This window comes from Fibrella aquatilis (assembly GCF_017353255.1).
Taxonomy (GTDB): Bacteria; Bacteroidota; Bacteroidia; order Cytophagales; family Spirosomataceae; genus Fibrella; species Fibrella aquatilis.
This window is the reverse complement of the sequence record NZ_JAFMYU010000012.1, coordinates 57,486-76,264: the sequence shown is the minus strand read 5'-3', so window position 1 is coordinate 76,264 and position 18,779 is coordinate 57,486. Positions and strand designations below refer to the sequence as shown.

The following is an 18,779-nucleotide window of genomic DNA, read 5'->3' as shown; positions in this document are numbered from 1 at the left end:
ACTTTTATGTTCAACGTCTAAAGTTTAAGGTTTAACGTTGCTTCGCGCTTAGTGTGTAATGCGCGAAGCAACTTTAGACCTTAGACGTTAAACATTGAACTTCCTCCCTATGAAAAATATCCTTACTTACGTTATTTCCCTTGCCGTGGCGGGGGGGCTGCTTTGGTTCGTGTTTAAAGACATCGACCTCAAGGCCATGTTTGCGGCTATAGGACAGGCTAACTGGCTGTGGGTGGGGGCCTATGCCGCTATTTTGCTGGTGGCGCACTACATACGTGGTTTGCGGTGGGGCATGTTGCTTGAACCTGTGGCGGGGCACCGGCCCACGCCCGGCAACACCATGCTGTCGGTGCTGACCAACTACTTTGCCAACCTGCTGGTGCCGCGTATGGGTGAGGTAACGCGCTGCGGCACCATGAACCGGCTGGAGGGCGTACCTGTCAACGTGAGCCTGGGCACGGTAGTGGCCGAACGCATTTTTGACGTGGTCATGCTGGTGGTGGTTATTGGCCTCACGCTGGTACTCGAGTTCGACCGGATCAGCGATTTGGTATTTGGTATGTTCGCCCAAAAAGGGGGCACTGGAAGCCGCACGGGGCTTTATTTGTTGCTGGCCGTGGGGCTAGCGGGGGCCGTAGTGGCGTGGTTCCTGTACCAGAAATACAAAGAAGCCCTGCGCAAAAACACCCTCTTCGCCAAAGTAGAAACCTTCGTGCTGGGCCTCATCGACGGGCTGCTGAGCGTACGTAAGTTGCGGCAACCGGGTTTGTTTGTGGTTTATACGGCTCTGATCTGGGTGTTGTACTACCTCTCTACCTACATTCTGTTTTTTGCCATGCCCCAAACCGCCGGACTGGGGTTGCTGGCTTGCCTCACCATCCTGATGATGGGTAGCATTGGTATGGCGGCCCCCACGCAGGGCGGGCTGGGGGCGTTCAATATCATGGTGGGGTCGGCGCTGGCGTTGTATGGCCTCACTAAGCAAGATGGACAAACGCTGGCTACGCTCATGCTGCTCTCGCAGTGGGCCGTGACCATCATCTTCGGCGGTTTGGCGTTTTTGATTGTGCTCAACCGGCGCAAAAAAGCGGGACCAGCGGTAAGTGCTGAGCCGGTGGGTGTAGGGCAATAATTGATTATATTTGAAAATATGAATCGAAAGAAACGGTTATGAGCACGGTCGAGACATTGCACAAAGTAGTTGATAGCTTACCAGAACAGGAGCGGGTAGAACTCATGCAGTACATTGTGGTAAAATATGATAGTTTTCTACCGCCACTTTCTGAAGAAGACAAAGCAGATTATGAAAGATTGGTAGGAGAACTATTGACTAAACGGTACGATCACTATAAACAGTCGCCGGAAACGGCTATGTCGGCTGAAGAATCTGATCGCAGAATAAAGGCAAAATATGGCTGGTGATGGTTTATTCAGCGTATTGCTAACGGAAGGAGCAAATGAGGATAAAGAAGCAATCATTGACTGGTACGAAGCCATTCAGCCAAGCTTAGGGCAGAAATGGTGGTCAGATTACAAGCGTATTGAGGAAACAATTGCGAAGAACCCGTTTTATTATGCTGAAAATTTGGTATTCATCAGAGGTGCCAGATTAGCCAAATTCCCGTATTCCATATTTTATAGAATTGACGAACTAGATCAGATTGTTGTTGTATTGGGTATACTTCATCAACGTCAGGATAGAAATGAGATCTTGCGCAGAATAAACCTTATTTAATGACCGCCGATAAAATCCGCTCTCGTGCTGAGGCTGTTGAGCAAGTAGCGCAGTGGCACCGCGAGGGCAAGCGCGTGGTGTTTACCAATGGCTGCTTCGACATTGTGCATTTGGGCCATATCGATTACCTCGAAAAAGCCCGCGCCCTGGGCGACGTCCTGGTGCTGGGCCTCAATACCGACGCCTCGGTCTCCTGTATAAAAGGCCCGCTGCGGCCCGTAGTGAATGAGAACGCCCGCGCCCGGCTCATGGCAGCCCTCCAGTTTGTGGACCTTGTCACGCTCTTCGATGAACCCACGCCGCTGGAACTCATTACCGCCCTGCAACCCGACATTCTGGTGAAGGGCAACGACTATACCGTGGCTACCATTGTGGGGGCCGACGTGGTACTTGCGCGGGGTGGATTGGTGCAGACCGTGGCCCTGGTGCCGGGGTATTCAACCAGCGGGTTGATTCAGAAAATCGTGGCGGCCTACGGGGGTGACTAGTGGCATTGGTAGTGGATGAGTGGTATGGCCATTGGGACATTTTTAGCCAACACATTGTTTTATTCGTAGGTTGCTTCACTAAACCAACCGATCGAACACCGAAACAAAGACCATGAACAGTCCCTTTTTGCTCATTATTATTCCCATGCTCGCCAGCATGTATATTCAGTGGCGGCTGCGGAGCAAGTTCACCGAGTATTCTCAGATTGCCCTCAGTAACGGCATGACCGGAGCCGAAGTGGCGCAGAAAATGCTGAATGAAAACGGCATCTATGACGTCCGCGTCCTCTCTGTAGATGGCCAACTGACGGATCACTATAATCCACAGGACAAGACCGTAAACCTCTCGCCCGACGTGTATGCGGGCCGCAGCATTATGTCGGCGGCGGTGGCCGCGCATGAATGCGGGCACGCCGTGCAACACAAGGTGGCCTACGCGCCGCTGCAACTGCGGTCAGCTATTGTGCCGTTTGTGAGTGTGTCGTCGCGGTATTTGCAGTGGGTGCTGCTGGCGGGTATTCTGCTGATCCAGACCACCACGTTGCCCCTGACTATCGGGGTGGGCTTATTTGCCATCACTACGCTGTTCTCGTTTATCACGCTGCCCGTTGAGTTCGACGCCAGCAAGCGCGCCCTCGCCTGGATCGACAGCCGGGGCATTGTTACCCCCCGCGAACACGAAATGGCTAAAGACGGCCTGCACTGGGCGGCTATGACCTACGTGGTGGCTGCATTGGCTTCGCTGGGTACGCTGCTCTACTACGCCAGCATTTTGTTTGGTGGCCGGAGCCGCGACTAAGCTGATTCAGATACATAAGTAAGAAAGCCCGATGCTCACTAGCGTCGGGCTTTTGTGTGTAGTTAACTTTATGGCCAACCCCAACACACCGCTACTGTTCATGTCGACCCGCCCTTCTTCCATACCGATGTTGTCTTTTGTATTGCTGGCCTGTACCGTGCTGGTCACCTGCGGACAAAAAACACCTGATCCTGCGCCCGTTGCGCCGAGCCTACCCAAAGGACCCACCACCTGGCTCACCGGCGACGCCGCCGATGTGACCAAGGCAACCACGCCAGGCCTGGTGCTGACGGGGGGCGGCACCGACGTGGACGAGGCTATGCGCTGGCTGCTGAAAAAATCGGGTGGGGGCGACGTGGTGGTGCTCCGAGCTAGTGGTTCAAGCGGCTACAACTCGTACCTATTTTCTGAATTGGGCGAAGCGGTCAATTCCGTAGAGACCATACTGCTCAACTCAAGGGAGTGGGTGAACGATGAGGCTACGGTTCAGAAAATCAGAAACGCCGAGGCACTCTTTATTGCGGGTGGTGATCAGGCCGATTATGTCAACTACTGGAAAGGATCGAAGGTGGCCGAGGCGATCAACTACCTGATCAATACCAAAAAGGTGCCTGTGGGCGGCACCAGTGCGGGTTGTGCCATACTGGGGCAATTGTATTACCCTGCCCTGAACCAAAGCCTGACTGCCGCCGAAGGCCTATCGGACCCCTACCACCCCAACCTGATGCTGGGCCGAAACGACTTTATCAACGCGCCTTTTTTGGGTAATACCATCACCGACACCCACTTTGCCGAGCGCAGCAGGCAGGGGCGGCTGGTGGCTTTTCTGGCCCGCATCCGTACCGACTGGAACGTGACTGGGCGGGGTATTGGTGTAAGTGAAAAAACGGCGGTTTGCATCGACCACACCGGCATGGCGGCCGTTTTTGGCTCAGGGAAAGCCTATTTTGTCATTCCCGCTGCCACAACCAACCCTGAACAGTGCACTCTCGGAAAACCGCTTACTTGGTTGGCCAACAAAAAAGCCTTGCGGGTCGATGTCATTCAGGGCACTACACAAGGCACGGACACCTACGACCTGAACACCTGGGTGGGGTCAGGTAGGTCACCAGTCACATTCTGGTATGTAGACAGAGGAGTGTTGAACTAGTGATGAGTGATAAACGATGGGTGATGAGTTTGCTTCCGCAAGATTACACCTGCGGAAGCAAACTCATCACCCATCGTTTATCACTCATCACTGCTTTAGTACCGGTACAGTTCCGATTTGAACGGACCCGATACCTGCACACCGATGTAGTCGGCTTGCTCCTGTTCCAGCGGCTCCAGGCGGGCGCCTACGTGAGCAAGGTGCATGGCAGCCACTTTCTCGTCGAGTTTCTTGGGCAGTACGTACACCTTGTTTTCGTACTTATCGGGGTTTTCCCACAACTCCAGCTGTGCCAGGGTCTGGTTCGAGAATGAGCACGACATCACAAACGAGGGGTGGCCCATGGCGCAACCCAGGTTTACCAACCGGCCTTCGGCCAGTACAATGATCTCCTTGCCGTCGATCTCGTACATGTCTACCTGCGGCTTAATCTGGCTCTTGCTGTGGCCGTAGTTCTCGTTTAGCCACGCCATGTCGATCTCATTGTCGAAGTGGCCGATGTTACACACCACCGACTTGTCGCGCATGGCTTTGAAGTGACGGTCTTTGATAATCCGTACGTTGCCGGTGGCGGTTACGAACAGGTTGGCGCGGCTAACGGCCTCGTCCATTGGCACCACCTCATAACCGTCCATAGCGGCCTGTAGGGCGCAGATCGGGTCAATTTCGGTTACCAGTACGCGGCAACCAGCGCCCCGGAGCGACTCAGCCGAACCTTTGCCCACATCGCCGTAACCGGCTACGACGGCCACTTTACCAGCCAGCATCAGGTCAGTAGCGCGGCGGATGGCGTCCACCAGCGACTCACGGCAGCCGTATTTGTTGTCGAATTTCGACTTCGTTACCGAGTCGTTGACGTTGATGGCGGGCAGGTGGAGCGTACCGTTTTTCATGCGCTCATATAGCCGGTGAACCCCCGTGGTAGTCTCTTCCGACAGACCTTTGATGCCCGAAATCAGCTCAGGATACACATCGAACACCATGTTGGTGAGGTCGCCGCCATCGTCGAGGATCATGTTCAGCGGCTGACGATCTTCGCCGAAAAACAGCGTCTGCTCGATGCACCAGTTGAACTCTTCTTCGTTCATGCCTTTCCAGGCGTAGACCGGAATGCCAGCGGCGGCAATGGCGGCGGCGGCGTGGTCCTGCGTCGAGAAAATGTTACACGACGACCAGGTAACGTCGGCACCGAGGGCCACGAGGGTTTCGATGAGTACGGCGGTCTGGATGGTCATGTGCAGACACCCGGCAATGCGGGCACCTTTCAGCGGCTGGGTAGGACCATATTCGGTCCGCAGGCTCATCAGGCCCGGCATTTCGGCCTCGGCGAGGCGGATTTCTTTGCGGCCCCACTCGGCCAGCGCAATGTCGGCGACCTTGTAGGGTACGTACGTTGACGTTTGCATAAGTATCAATTTGCAGTTTACAGGCAGCAACTAATATGCCACCACCCGGCGTGTTTCTTAGGAAAGTGCAAAAATACGGAAGGTCATTCAGAATGGCTAACCATTACTGAGCGAATCATCCTTCGCCGCTGGCTTTGAGGAAGCGGCTCACAAACGGGGTGGCGGGTTGCTGACGGAACAGGTCGGGGGTGCCGGTCTGGACAATGCGGCCCGCATCCATGAGCACGATGCGGTCGCCCAGTATGAAGGCCTCGCGCACGTCGTGGGTGACGAGCACCACCGTTTTTTGCCTGAACACCTCCAGTTCTTTTAGCTCCCGCCGAATATCGTCGCGGGTGATGGGGTCGAGGGCACCGAAGGGTTCGTCCATCAAGATAATGGGTGGGTCGGCGGCCAAGGCACGTGCGAGGCCTACGCGCTGCCGTTGCCCACCACTAAGGGCATCGGGCAGGCGGTCGAGGATGGTGTCGGGCAGACGCAACAGGGTGAGCAGTTCGTGGGTGCGCTGGGTAATACGGGCGGTATCCCACTGGAGCAGGCGCGGCACCACGGCGATGTTCTGGGCCACGGAATAGTGCGGAAACAACCCCGCGTCCTGAATCACGTAGCCAATATGCCGCCGCAAGTCGTGGGGTAGCTGCTGCTGCACGTCTACGCCGTTGATGAGCACCGTGCCAGCATCGGCGTCGATGAGGCGATTCATGAGTTGCAGCGTGGTGGTTTTGCCGCAGCCGCTGGTGCCCAGCAACACCAGCGTTTCGCCGGGGGCAATGGTGAGCGAGAGGTTATCGACCACGGGGCGATTCTGATACCGTTTGGTGACGGCCTGCAACGCAATGGCGGGGGGTGTTGCCTTCATAGAAACAAGAACAGCAGTTTCGGCTAAAAGTCCCACCACATCCTGCAAACAGGGGGCGCATTCTGGCTGGAGCCTGCGCTGCAACGCATTCGCCGCACAGCAAATAAATGCCTCCTTTTGGCTGATTGTCAATTACTTTACCGCTAGTATACCGCCGCCTACCTGCCTATGACAGCCACTACTACACCTGCTTCTATTATCAACACGCCCAAATTATATGCCCTGCTCGTGGGCGTAGGTGCTTACACACGGGTACGCCCCCTGCGCGGTCCAGTGGCTGACGTGCAGGCCATGACCAGCTACCTGCAAAAACAGACTGATTTCGACCTGAAACTGCTGGCGCTCACGGATCAGCAGGCTACTAAAACGGCCGTTATCGCCGGGTTTCAGAACCACCTGGCGCAGGCCGGTCCGGCTGATACCGTGCTGTTTTATTTCTCTGGCCACGGGGCGCAGGAAGCCGCCGACACCACCGTTTGGGCTGACGAAGCCGACGGGCAGTTGGAATCGCTGGTGTGTTATGATGGCGGGACGGTTAACCCCTGGGAATTCCTGCTGGCCGACAAAGAACTCCGTTACCTGCTGTCTCTTGTTTGTGCTACGGGTGCCCACGTGGTGGTGATGGCCGACTGCTGCCACGCCGGCGACAATACCCGCGCCGTTGACCTGCTGGCCCTCACCCAACCGGACCAGGATATCCGCGAACGCCGCCTGGTTGACCCCGCCCCCCAGCGACCTTATGAGGGCTTCATTTTCCACGACATCATACCGGCCAGTCAAATTCAGGCGCAGGGGCTGGCGGTGGCGATGCCGCCTGGAAATCATATTCAGCTTGCCGCCTGTGAATCCGAAGAACTAGCCGAGGAGTTTAACGGCGAAGGCATCTTCACCAAAAACCTGCTGGCGGTGCTCAACGCCGCCCACGGGCAGGTGTCGTATCGCGACCTGCACAGCCGGGTGCGGCAGTACATGCGCTTCGGCTATGAGCAGCGACCCCGCGTATACGTACCTGATGGTCAAGATGATACGGTGCTGATGCGGGGCTTTTTGAACGCCAGCATCGACGCCAACAACCTGACCGTTTCGGCAGCATTCAACGCGCAAAAAGGCTGGCTGCTCGACGTGGGGGCCATTCATGGCATGGCTTCCCACCCCGCCGACGCGCCGGTTTTGCTCTATGACGCAGCCAAAAAAACAACGTATCCCGTAAGCACGGGTCAGGTTGGGGCCGACTACACGGTGCTTAACATACCCGCCGACGTGGTCGCAAACCTGAACCCAGCATTGGTATATCGGGCCACGGTAGCAGGCCTGATATACCAACCCATTCGGGTGCACCTGGTCAACCACGGCGGCCCCGCTGCCGACCAGACCGACCTGCTGCAACGGCTCATTTCGCGGCCAGGTACGGGGCAGCAGACCGGGCAACCAGAGACGGTCTTCATTCCCGAAGACGATGAAATCAGAGCCGATTACACCCTCCACGTGCGCAACGGCCTGCTTTATATCACCCACCCTGGAACGCCGGACCCCAACAACGAAAACCGGCCCCTAATTCGTCCGGTCCGGGCCGATGACCCGCAGGCGTTTGATATCCTGGCCGATTACCTGCATCATCTGAGTCAGTGGCAGTACCTCAAAAACCTGAATAACCCTGCCGTCAGCAAGCCTGTTCTGACGCTGGAATTGACCCCCGAAAACGCCGCCCCCCGCGTCCTGACTGATTCGCACACGGCCCCTATTCCGGTGACGTTTTCAAACCAGACCGGCAGATGGGCTACCACCCTGGCCGTTAAACTGACCAACCCCACCAACCAGCCCGTTTACTGCACGGCGCTGTATCTGTCGCGGGATTTTATGGCGTATCCGGGCTTTCTGCCCATCAACTGCCGCCTCGAGCCGGGGCAGACGGTTACCCTGGGTTTGGCCGACAAAAAGGCCCCTACGGGTCGTCAGACTACGTTTCGGCTGAGTTTGGAAGAGGTAATCCGGCAATACAACTGGCCCTACGCCACCGAACACATCAAACTGCTGGTCACGACCGACCCGCTGTCTGAAACCACGCTGGGGTTTTTGAACCTGGCTGCGTTGCCCTCGCCGCCTGTACTGACCGACACCCTCAGACCCACCAACGCACGGGGCGGTTTCAGCCTCGTTGCCGCCGAGGCCGAACCCCTGCCCGACTGGAGTACGCAGACCCTGACCATGCACCTGGTCAACCCGCTCTACAATACCGTCCGGGCCGACGAACTAAGCCAAATGCTGGCCGCCCCCGCCGGGATACAGTATGAAGACATGCTGGCCGATTTTGCCCTGGGTCTCTACTACCAACCCGACCTGACCAACCCCATGCGGCCGGGCCTGAAACTGCGTGAGGGCATCCGGGTGATTGAACCCGCCGAGGGGCAGCGCGGCTTCTGGACCAACCTGAAACTGAGCGTGGTCAACGCCGTGGCGCACCGAGTGCAGAACCGGCAGTATGAACAAAGCCTGATCCGCTACCCCGACCGGCTGCGGATTGTGGCCGAAGGCGATTCGTGGTTTCAGTACCCGTTTCTGCTGCGCGACATTCTCGATTATTTGTCGGGGGTGTATAACCTGAAGAGTGTGGCGGCGGCGGGTGCCACGCTGGCCGATTACCTGGAAAATAATGAGTTTCTAGAGACCATTGCCCAGGTGAAACCCGCATTTTTCCTGCTCAGTGGCGGGGGTAACGACCTGCTGGGTGAAGCCTTCGCGGGCCTGATTCGCGAGACACCCGACGCCGTGCAGACAGGCACCCAACGCTACTTTACGGAAGCCTTTGCTCAAACGTTAACGGCTGTCTGTGAACGGTATAGACGCATTTTGCGGCTGGTGCAACTGGGGCATCCGCAGGTACGGGTGTTGGTACACGGCTACGATTATGTGATCCCGTCGGGGGGCGATACCGCACTGCCGGGGTCGAGTAGCTGGATGGGCGACACGCTGACGGAGCGGGGTATTACCGATGGGGCTGAGCGCGAAGGCATTGCCCGATTTATCATCGACTCGTTCAACGCCGAACTGGCGAAAATAGCCGCCGAATACCCCAACGTCACCTACCTCGATTTGCGCGGCACTCTGCGTCGCACCGACCGCCTGGCCGACTACTGGTACGACGAAATTCACCCCAACGACAAGGGTTTCCTGAGCCTGTCTACCAAGTTTATCGAGGCTATTTCGGGCAAAAAAACACCGCTCCCTGCTGTGCCCCCGCCCGCCGTTACGGCCCCCGAATCGCTCCGGGCGGCGGCGGGGCAGCCACCTTCCACATCGGCTGAATCTGCCCCGGTGACGCGCTGGCCGGAAGCTTTTCTGCAAACCAAACGCGGTATGGGCGACCCCCTGGCCGATGGCGTGATCACGACGTTACTGGCTGATAATCAGAAGGGTGAGGTCGATCAGATTTTTCAGATGCTGGTACGCAACCGGCAGTTTCCAAACCCCGCGTTTGATGTCCTGCCCGACGGGGTAAAGCGCGTGGTAGAGGATTATTTCGTGCAAACCCGCCACCTGCCCCCCTACGCCGAGCCGTTCAAGCTCATGACCGCCGCCGATGTGTTCACGCAGCACGGCCCCAAAATTCTGCTCATCCTGCTCTGCAAGTCGCTGCCCACCTGCTACACCTGCTGGCGTGGGGCCAAAGTGCTCTACCGCACCGGTCGCCTGCGGGTGCACGACGGCAGCCTCTATGCCTTCAGCCGCCGCCTGATGGAAACGGCGCAGTTTGTGGTCGATATGATGACCGTCAACAATTTCGAGCAGGACGGCACGGCGGTAGTAGCCACGCAGAAAGTACGGCTCATGCACGCCACCATCCGCCATTTTGCGCAGGAACGGAATTGGGACGCGGCCGCTTTGGGCGTACCCATCAACCAGGAAGACCTCGTGGGCACGTTGCTCTCGTTTGGCGTGGTGATCCTGGACGGCCTGGCGCAACTGGGCATCACGCTCACGCCCGAACAACGCGCCGCCTACCTGCACCTCTGGCGCGTGGTGGGCCATATGATGGGCATCGACGATGACCTGCTGACCGACGATGAGGACGAATGCCGCGCCCTGATGGAAGCCATTTTGGTGCATCAGTCCGGCCCGTCGATGGAGGGGGCGGAGCTGACCGAGGCCTGTATCGAGCTGATGAACAGTAAGTTGGTGATCGGTCCGCTGAAACGGCTAACGCCCTCGTTCGTGCGCTTTTTCGTGGGCGATGCCTATGCCGACATGCTCAGTGTGCCGCCTGCGGAATCTGATAACTCGCTTATTATGAAGGCTGTAGCCTGGTTCGACAACGGTGTGCGCGGGCTGAATGACACCAACCTGCTGATGGCGGCCATGGGGCGGGCGTTTAGCAGCAACCTCATCGGGCAGATTCTGGCCTTCACCAACGCCGCCAAAAGCGAACAGTTTTACCTGCCCTCGGCCCTCACCGACAGTTGGGAAGCCAACATGCCCGACTTCCGCATCCCCCCGCTGGAACACATCGCCGACGTGATCAGCTACCTCGACAAAGTGGCGCGGCAGTTTCGGTCGCAAAACAACCCGATGGGCTATTTCTGTGCGGTGTATAAGCTCGTGACGCAGCGTGTGGCCGAGGGTATCCGCCTGGGGCTGTTTGCCAACCCTGCCGATATGGAGCAGGTAGACGTGGCGTTCAGCAACCGGTACTTCACAGCCATCAACCACTTCTTCGACGGCACGAAAGCTACTGGCCCCTGGCAGGTGACGATAGATGCGGCCCAAACCACGATCACCACCGATCAGCACATTTTTGCCGCTGCCAACGCCCACATCGCTTTCGATTTGCCCATCGTGATGGCCGAGGTGTTTGCTGGCAAAGACATGGACGCGTTCACCACCGATTTCGACAAAATGAACGACCTCTTCGACGGCATGTTCGATCAGATGAACGACAACATCGGCCGTATCTACAAGCCGTTTGGCGTGGCTGTAGAGCACTTTGCCTACGAACTAAAAGCCAAAGAAAAAGCCATTATGCAGCAAAGTCGGGCGGTATCGTGGCAGAAAGCAAAGCAACTGCAACAGGCCCAAACCGACGCTGACCGGCAACAACTGATTACCACCCTGGAAGCCGAAGCCACCGAAGCCGGCAAACAAATCACCGAACCATTTGCCCTGCTGCGCATCCCGCTCGAACTGATTGCCAAAAGTGAGTTCGGCACCGTCGCCAACAAAGTAGATGTCATGCTCCGCACCGCCATGCTGCCGGTTGTAGTGTAGGGGGTGGTGCGGCATTCCGACCTGACAGCACTATTTCTATGAAACAACTCTATTTGCTTCTTCTTTTTTACCTCTGTGCCGCTCCCGCCAGCAGTGCGCCAGTCGTACTAACTGACCCCACCGAAGCCAGTAACCTGTTTAATAAGAGCGAGTTACTAGAGGTGGCAGCGGGTAGCGTGGGTATTGGCCAGCTTCTGAAGCAGCCGGGCGCGTACCGGTTTGTGCCTACGCAAAACAGCCTCATCAAGCCCTATGACCGGCGCTATGGCTATTGGCTGCGGCTGACTATCACCAACCAGACAGCTGAGCGGTTGTTTATGCACTTTCTGTATACCGGTACTGAACGCATCTTAATCTACGAAGTGGCTGATAATCAAGTGGTAAATAGTCGTTTGTCGGGTATGCTACAGCCCGAGCGCGTGTTTCCGTTCCTGAAAAGTAACCAGGTTTGTCCGTTGATGGTAGGGCAGGGGCAGACCCATCAGGTCTATGTATACGTAGCCGGCATCTACACCACCACTTGGCCCATTTACTGCCGGTCGGCGGTCAACCTGATGGAGTACCTGCATTATTCCGACCTGTTCTACGGACTGTATTACGGGTTTATCCTGATGATTGTGGTCTACAGCCTGTTGCTGTTTCTCCGGCTGCGCGAAACCGACACCCTTCGCTACGCCGTTTGGGTATTCATCATTGGTTTGCAAATGGCCCTTTTCCGGGGGCATACCGGCGAGTTTCTGTGGCCCGAAAACCCGTCCATCGAACGCTACGCTACGGTGTTGGCAGGCATCACGGGCCTGACCCACGTGCTCTTTACGCTAGCGTTCCTGCGGCTGCGGCAACAGGCACCGCTATTTCACAAAATAGGCGTTGGTATTCTGCTGCTCTATGCCGTTAGTATTGGTATTAACGTGCTGTCGATCAGTGCGTTTGGAAGAGAAGGGCGGCAAATTGATTTTGTGCCGATAGTGGCCCTGGTCGAAGGTGTTTTTAGCGTCTGGGCGGGGGTGATCACCTACCGAGGGGGGTTCCGGCCTGCCATGTTCTACATCATCGGCAACCTGGTTTTTTTCCTGTCAATCTTCTTTTTTCTGCTCTACGCCTTCGGCAAGCTGCCCCATTCGTTCTGGACCTACAACAGTATGCACATCGGGTCGGGCATCGAGATTATCCTCTTCACGCTGGCCTTAACCTACAAAGTGAACTTGCTGAAGCAGCAGCAGGAAGAAGCCGTGCGCGAACAACTCCGGCTGGCCGAGACCAACCGGCAACTGGTGGAGAACCAGAATGCCATGCTGGAAAGGCAGGTGGCCCTGCGCACGGTGGAGCTAAACGAGCAAAAAGAAGACCTACAAACCACGCTGGTGCAACTGCGCAGCACACAGGACCAACTGGTGCAACGCGAAAAGATGGCCTCGCTGGGTGAACTCATGGCCGGTATTGCCCACGAGATCCAGAACCCACTCAACTTCGTCAACAACTTCGCCGAAGTGAGCGCCGATATGCTGGCTGAGCTAAAAGACGAACTGGCCGCCGACCACAAACAAGACGTGCTGGATATCGCCGATTCGCTAACGACGAACCTCCGGAAGATCACCCACCACGGCAAACGCGCCGACGGTATTGTGCGTGGGATGCTACAACATGCCCAGAGCAGCAGCGGCAACCGCGAACCCACCGACCTCAACGCCCTGGCCGACGAATACCTGCGCCTGGCCTACATGGGCATGCGGCGGGCCATTACCTTGACTAAAAACGGCGAGGCTAATGTCACGCTCACTACCCATTTCGACCCCGGCGTGGGCCTGGTCGATCTGATGCCGCAGGAAATAGCGCGGGTGCTGCTGAACCTGTACAATAACGCCTTCTATGCCGTGCAGGAAAAAGCGAAACAGGCCTCCACGGCCTACCAACCCCAGGTTTGGGTAACGACGCAGCTAAAAAACGGACGGGTAGAGCTAGTAGTGAAAGACAACGGCACAGGCATTGCTCCTGAATTATTGAACAAGATTTACCAGCCTTTTTTCACTACCAAACCCAGCGGCAGCGGCACGGGTCTGGGCCTGAGCCTCAGCTACGACATCATCACCAAAGGCCACAACGGCACCCTTTCCGTCACCACCGAAACCGGCGAATGCACCGAGTTTGTCGTGGCTATTCCGGTGTGAAACGCTGGGATCAATCAAACGTATGCTTACGAAGAACGGCCTCGGCCCGGCGAATTAGATCACTGTTGTTTCCATAAACGCCCACACGAATCAGGCCTTCACAGGCCTCGATAAGCGCTTGTAGCGTCAGGCGCTCGTTATCGCCAAGTGGGCCAACGTCGTCACTGTCTTCATTGTAGTTTGCCGGGTTAACAGCAGGCCAGGCTTCGTAGTCAGCCAGAAACGAAGCAAAGTCGTTTACGACAGGCTGGTAAAAGGTTTCGGCCATTTCGGCGTCGTCACATTGCTCATATAATCGCCCCACTTGCACCATGTCTGGACCTACTTCGCTAGGGTAATGGCCCATGATAGCCAGGGTGATCCGTGCTTTGTAATAGGCAGCATCGATAGCCTTATGCCTATCGTCCTGACGGAGTTTGTAGTCTGTTAACGTTTGGCAAAAGCCACGCAAGGACGCACCATCCATCCAAATTTTCGCCGAAATACTGTTGCTGGGATAGTTGTTATTGTTGGCGCGGATGTGTTCTGCCGCCATATAGGCCATACCAAGCAACAACTCGGCAAGCCGATCCTCAAACTGGGCAACTGTACCCGCCTGCTCCACCCAGCGTAATACGCGGCCAAGCTCATTTAATTCAGCCACGTAATCGGTATCGGTGGGAATGGGGTGTGCGTCGGCTACCTGTTGCGGCTCGAACTGTTCATCCAGCAAGTCGGCCAGGGTTAACCAGGCGTAGGCACCCGGTTTGGGCGTAGGCGGGGCGGGTGGCTTGGCAAAAAAGGACCTGAACCAGCTTGTTTCGATAGGTTTTGTAGCATAGGTGTCTCGTATAGCTTGTATCGTACCAATGGCATCGCTGGTTGTCAACCGTTGCAGAAGCGCAGGCGCCAGGCTATTAGCTAACGGCGATTGTTAGTTGGAAGAAGTTTCCATACGTCATATTTATGGCGTGATCACTGCTCAATTACTCCGCTCGATAATCCTTATTTCTTTCTTAATCGGTTGCGCTGATCGCCTTAAGGCAATAACTGACTTTCGCGTTGGATAAATGCCTGTAATTGTGCCTCATTGGGCAGTTCGGTTAGGTAACGCGATACAAACACGTCCTGCGCAAGTCCTGCTGTGGCATATCGCACCAACGAGTCGTTTTTGCTGGCACACAGAATAAGGCCAACGGGCGGGTTATCGCCACTGGTTCGTTCGTTTTCGCTGAAGTAGTTCAGATAGAGATTCATCTGACCTGCATCGGCGTGGTCAAACTCGCCGATTTTGAGGTCAATCAACACATGGCATTTCAAGACGCGGTGCGGTTGGCCGCTGCCATAGAAAACCAAGTCAATGCGGTAATGTCGATTGTCGAAGGTGATGCGTTTTTGGCGGGCCTCGAAGCAAAAGCCACGACCTAATTCAATCAGAAAGTCTTGCAAATGGTCGATAATCGCTGCTTCGAGGTCATTCTCTGTGTAAGTAGCTTTCTCGTCTAATCCCAGAAACTCCAGCACATACGGGTTCCGAATCAGATCTTCCAGCCCAACTGGTTTATCTCCCTTTACGCGGGCAATAACGGTGGCCTTGTCTGTGGAAAGCCCAGTTCGTTCGGCCAGTGAGGTAGTCACAGCCCGATTTAGTTCGCGCACCGACCAGTTGTTTTTGATCGCCTCCACTTCATAAAAACGGCGGTAAAGCGGATTGTTGACTTTTGTTAATTCCAGGAAGTGCGTGAAGGTCAGCTTATTGAGCATATAATCTGAGTCCAGACTTGGAAGCTGATCGGTATCTGGTAATGCTGCCTGAGCTAAAGGCACATAGGCTGGCCCTAATTTGGAAATCACTGATTTCCGAATCTCTGGGTAGGTCAAATAGAACTGCCGATAATGGCGGAGGTTGCGATCAGTAGAACCTTTGATGCCACGCTGGGCAAGGTCTGCTGCAATTCGGGTTAACAGCCCTTGCACATAGGCGGCGCGGTCTTCGCCGTGTTGCTCAAACTGGACAATGTATAGCCCGAACAGCCAGTTTCGGATGGTCATCAACTGATCGGTCTGACGAGCGGCTTGTTGGCTAAGTTGGGTGTGTACGTCGGTTAAGGTGGTTAGCAGTGAATCAAATTGCATGACGGATGGGTTTAAGCCGTCAAGTTACTCACCACCCGTATACTCGCTTTCACTACCTCTGCCTTTTCCCTCAATCCGTCCAGCGACTCATCCAACACCGTGATATGGCCCATTTTGCGGCCGGGGCGAGTCTGGGCTTTGCCGTAGAAAAACGGCGACACACCGGGCATGGCCAATAGCGTTTCCAGCCCTTCGTACACGGCCGGGCCGGTGTGGCCAGGTTCGCCCAGGAGGTTAATCATTGCGGCGGGGCCGTGGGCGGAGGTGTTGCCCAGGGGCAGGTTCAGGATGGCCCGCCAGTGCTGCTCGAACTGCGAGGTGCGGTTGGCCCGGATTGTGTGGTGGCCACTGTTGTGCGGGCGCGGGGCCACTTCGTTGATGAGCACATTGCCCGCTTTATCCAGAAACAGTTCTACGGCCAGCAACCCCACAATGCCAAACGCCTCGGCGGTGCGGCGGGCCAGCTTCTGCGCCTGCTCGTTCACGTCGGGCGCGATGTCGGCGGGGGCGAAGAGATAATCCACCAGGTTCAGGTCGGGGTGAAACACCATCTCTACGGTAGGAAACGTCTGCACCTCACCCCGCTCATTCCGGGCCACGATCACGGCCAATTCCTTATCGAAATCGACGGCTTTTTCTAGCACACCCGGCGCGCCGAAAGCCTTGTCGGCATCGGCGGGGGTGGCTATGCGCTGCACCCCACGACCGTCGTAGCCATCGCGGCCCAACTTGTGAAAGGCAGGGAGTAAATCGGGTTGTTCCGCCACGATGCGGGCCACATGGGCGCGGTCGTCGGTCAGGACAAAGTCGGCGGTGGGGAGGTTGTATTGGCGAAAAAAGGCCTTTTGGACGCGCTTGTCCTGTATTTGCCGAATGACGGACGGCTGCGGATACACGCGCTTACCTTCACGTTCCAGTGCCTCCAGCGCATCGACGTTTACCTTTTCGATCTCAATCGTGAGCACATCGACCCCCTGCCCGAACTGGTATACGGTATCGTAATCGGTGAGTGACCCGACTGTGAATTGGGTGCAGAGGTCTTTGCAGGATGCCTGTGGATCAGGGTCGAGGCAATGGATGACGAGGTTCCAGTCGATGCCCGCCTGAATAAGCATAAGGCCCAATTGCCCCCCGCCGAGAATACCAATCACATCATTCATTTCACGTTGTCAATATTAAAATGCAACCCCCGGTTGTCGCGGCGGGCCATGGCGGCTTTGATGACCAGATAGGCCACCTCAATCATGTTGCGAAGCTCCGAAATCGGCACCGATACTTTCGACTGCCGGTAGAGTTCCTCGTGTTCAATGTGCAGCAATTCCAGTCGGTCCATCGCCCGTTTCAGACGCCGGTTCGAGCGCACAATGCCCACGTAGTTCGACATGATGGCTTCCAGTTCGCGCTTGATCTCCGTCACCAGCACCAGTTCTTCGGGGTGGGTGGTGCCGCTGTCATTCCAGGCCGGAATATCGTCGCGCACACTCGTCTGTTCAAAGGCCTCGATGGACTTTTCATAAGCCCGATGACCAAATACGATAGCTTCCAGTAACGAATTGGATGCCAGTCGATTAGCACCGTGTAGGCCTGTGCAGGCGCATTCGCCCACGGCATATAAATGATGCAGGTTCGTGCGCCCGAACTCGTCTACGCGCACCCCGCCGCACATATAGTGTTGCGCAGGCACCACGGGGATAAAGTCCTTCCGAATATCGATGCCCAATCGGTCTTTGCAGTAGGCCGTGATGTTGGGAAAATGCTCCACAAATTTCTCGTAGTCGAGGTGCGTCACGTCAATGTACACGTGCTGCGACCCTGACTTTTTCATCTCCGAGTCGATAGCGCGGGCCACAATATCGCGGGGCGCCAGGGAGAGGCGAGGGTCATAGTTTTCCATAAAGGTTTCGCCCTTTATGTTTTTCAGGATGCCGCCAAAGCCCCGTACGGCTTCAGAAATCAAGAAATTGGGCTTTTTGCCGGGTTCGTACAAGGCCGTGGGGTGGAACTGGATAAACTCCATATCCTTACAAATGCCCTTGGCCCGGTAAGTCATCGCAATGCCGTCGCCGGTGGCAATGACGGGGTTGGTGGTGTTGGTATACACCTGCCCAATGCCGCCCGTGGCCACCATGGTAGTCCGGGCCAAAAACCGGTCTACCTGCCCCGTGTTGGTGTCGAGCACGTAAGCCCCGAAGCACTCGTTGTTGCTGTCGTAGCGGTGCACGGTTTCGCCCAGGTGGTGGCGCGTGATGAGGTCCACGGCAAAGTAATGCGTAAAGACCTCTATGCTGGAGTGCCGTGCTACTTCCGAGAGCAACGCCCGCTCGATTTCGGCCCCGGTCACGTCTTTGAAGTGCAGAATCCGTTTGTCGGAGTGCCCGCCTTCTTTGGCCAGATCATAGTCGCCGTCGGCCTCCTTGTCGAAGCGCGTGCCGTAGTCGATCAGCTCCTGAATGCGTTCGGGGGCTTCGCGCACGACGATTTCCACGATGTGGCGGTCGCTCAGAAAATCACCGGCCACCATCGTATCGTCAATGTGTTTCTCGAACGTATCATCCGGCGACCATACGCCCGCAATGCCGCCTTGCGCGTATTTGGTGTTGGTTTCGTCGGCCTGCACCTTCGTAATCACGCCGATTCGGACGGCCTGATTTTTCTCACCATAATACCGGGCGAGTTTGGTAGCGTAACTAAGCCCCGCAATGCCAGAGCCAATAATGAGGTAGTCGAATTTATGGGGCATATTCAGGGCTTGGTGTCGCCGATTCCTTTAGTGGCAAAAGTAAGGGTAAGGGTTGGCATC

The 18,779-nt window shown here is 56.2% G+C and carries 14 protein-coding genes; 8 read left to right on the top strand and 6 right to left on the bottom strand.

What is annotated here, in order from left to right; all coding sequences use genetic code 11:
* Positions 1-109 precede the first annotated feature (109 nt).
* The 6 genes from J2I48_RS15490 to J2I48_RS15465 all read left to right on the top strand — a co-directional run bounded on the left by J2I48_RS15490 (position 110) and on the right by J2I48_RS15465 (position 4,172).
* Complete coding sequence (locus J2I48_RS15490) at positions 110-1,132, top strand: lysylphosphatidylglycerol synthase transmembrane domain-containing protein (protein WP_207336376.1); 1,023 nt, start codon at positions 110-112, stop codon at positions 1,130-1,132.
* Positions 1,133-1,170: 38 nt separating this feature from the next.
* Positions 1,171-1,422, top strand: a complete 252-nt coding sequence (locus J2I48_RS15485) for a hypothetical protein (protein ID WP_207336375.1) — start codon at positions 1,171-1,173, stop codon at positions 1,420-1,422.
* On the top strand, positions 1,412-1,735 hold the full coding sequence (locus tag J2I48_RS15480) for a type II toxin-antitoxin system RelE/ParE family toxin (protein WP_207336374.1): 324 nt from the start codon (positions 1,412-1,414) through the stop codon (positions 1,733-1,735). Before J2I48_RS15485 ends, J2I48_RS15480 begins: the two co-directional genes overlap by 11 nt.
* Positions 1,735-2,223 carry a D-glycero-beta-D-manno-heptose 1-phosphate adenylyltransferase gene (gene rfaE2 / locus J2I48_RS15475; RefSeq protein WP_207336373.1) on the top strand — a complete coding sequence of 163 codons (489 nt, stop codon included), beginning with the start codon at positions 1,735-1,737 and terminating at the stop codon, positions 2,221-2,223. Before J2I48_RS15480 ends, rfaE2 begins: the two co-directional genes overlap by 1 nt.
* Positions 2,224-2,335: 112 nt before the next feature.
* Positions 2,336-3,022: a zinc metallopeptidase gene (locus tag J2I48_RS15470; RefSeq protein WP_207336372.1), complete on the top strand. Its 687-nt coding sequence runs from the start codon at positions 2,336-2,338 to the stop codon at positions 3,020-3,022.
* 100 nt (positions 3,023-3,122) lie between these two features.
* Positions 3,123-4,172: a cyanophycinase gene (locus tag J2I48_RS15465; RefSeq protein WP_229376332.1), complete on the top strand. Its 1,050-nt coding sequence runs from the start codon at positions 3,123-3,125 to the stop codon at positions 4,170-4,172.
* Between the two features lie 95 nt (positions 4,173-4,267).
* Here the strand turns inward: J2I48_RS15465 and ahcY are convergent, their stop codons facing one another.
* Both ahcY and J2I48_RS15455 read right to left on the bottom strand, forming a co-directional pair.
* Positions 4,268-5,578, bottom strand: coding sequence for an adenosylhomocysteinase (ahcY, locus tag J2I48_RS15460; protein WP_207336371.1), 1,311 nt, complete (start codon positions 5,576-5,578; stop codon positions 4,268-4,270).
* A 115-nt stretch (positions 5,579-5,693) separates the two neighbouring features.
* Positions 5,694-6,437: an ATP-binding cassette domain-containing protein gene (locus tag J2I48_RS15455; RefSeq protein ID WP_207336370.1), complete on the bottom strand. Its 744-nt coding sequence runs from the start codon at positions 6,435-6,437 to the stop codon at positions 5,694-5,696.
* 168 nt (positions 6,438-6,605) lie between these two features.
* Between J2I48_RS15455 and J2I48_RS15450 the strand changes: the two genes are divergently transcribed.
* Complete coding sequence (locus tag J2I48_RS15450) at positions 6,606-11,696, top strand: DUF5995 family protein (protein WP_207336369.1); 5,091 nt, start codon at positions 6,606-6,608, stop codon at positions 11,694-11,696.
* Between the two features lie 38 nt (positions 11,697-11,734).
* Positions 11,735-13,864: a sensor histidine kinase gene (locus tag J2I48_RS15445; RefSeq protein ID WP_207336368.1), complete on the top strand. Its 2,130-nt coding sequence runs from the start codon at positions 11,735-11,737 to the stop codon at positions 13,862-13,864.
* 10 nt (positions 13,865-13,874) lie between these two features.
* Here the strand turns inward: J2I48_RS15445 and J2I48_RS15440 are convergent, their stop codons facing one another.
* From J2I48_RS15440 to nadB, 4 genes are all read right to left on the bottom strand, one after another.
* The gene (locus tag J2I48_RS15440) at positions 13,875-14,732 is read right to left on the bottom strand and encodes a hypothetical protein (protein WP_207336367.1); all 858 of its coding nucleotides are present in this window, start codon (positions 14,730-14,732) and stop codon (positions 13,875-13,877) included.
* 149 nt (positions 14,733-14,881) lie between these two features.
* A complete protein-coding gene (locus J2I48_RS15435) occupies positions 14,882-15,979 on the bottom strand; it encodes a PDDEXK nuclease domain-containing protein (RefSeq protein WP_207336366.1) in 1,098 nt (365 codons plus the stop codon).
* A gap of 11 nt (positions 15,980-15,990) precedes the next feature.
* The gene (locus tag J2I48_RS15430) at positions 15,991-17,139 is read right to left on the bottom strand and encodes a 5-(carboxyamino)imidazole ribonucleotide synthase (protein ID WP_207336365.1); all 1,149 of its coding nucleotides are present in this window, start codon (positions 17,137-17,139) and stop codon (positions 15,991-15,993) included.
* Complete coding sequence (gene nadB, locus J2I48_RS15425) at positions 17,136-18,719, bottom strand: L-aspartate oxidase (RefSeq protein WP_207336364.1); 1,584 nt, start codon at positions 18,717-18,719, stop codon at positions 17,136-17,138. Before nadB ends, J2I48_RS15430 begins: the two co-directional genes overlap by 4 nt.
* Positions 18,720-18,779: the final 60 nt, after the last annotated feature.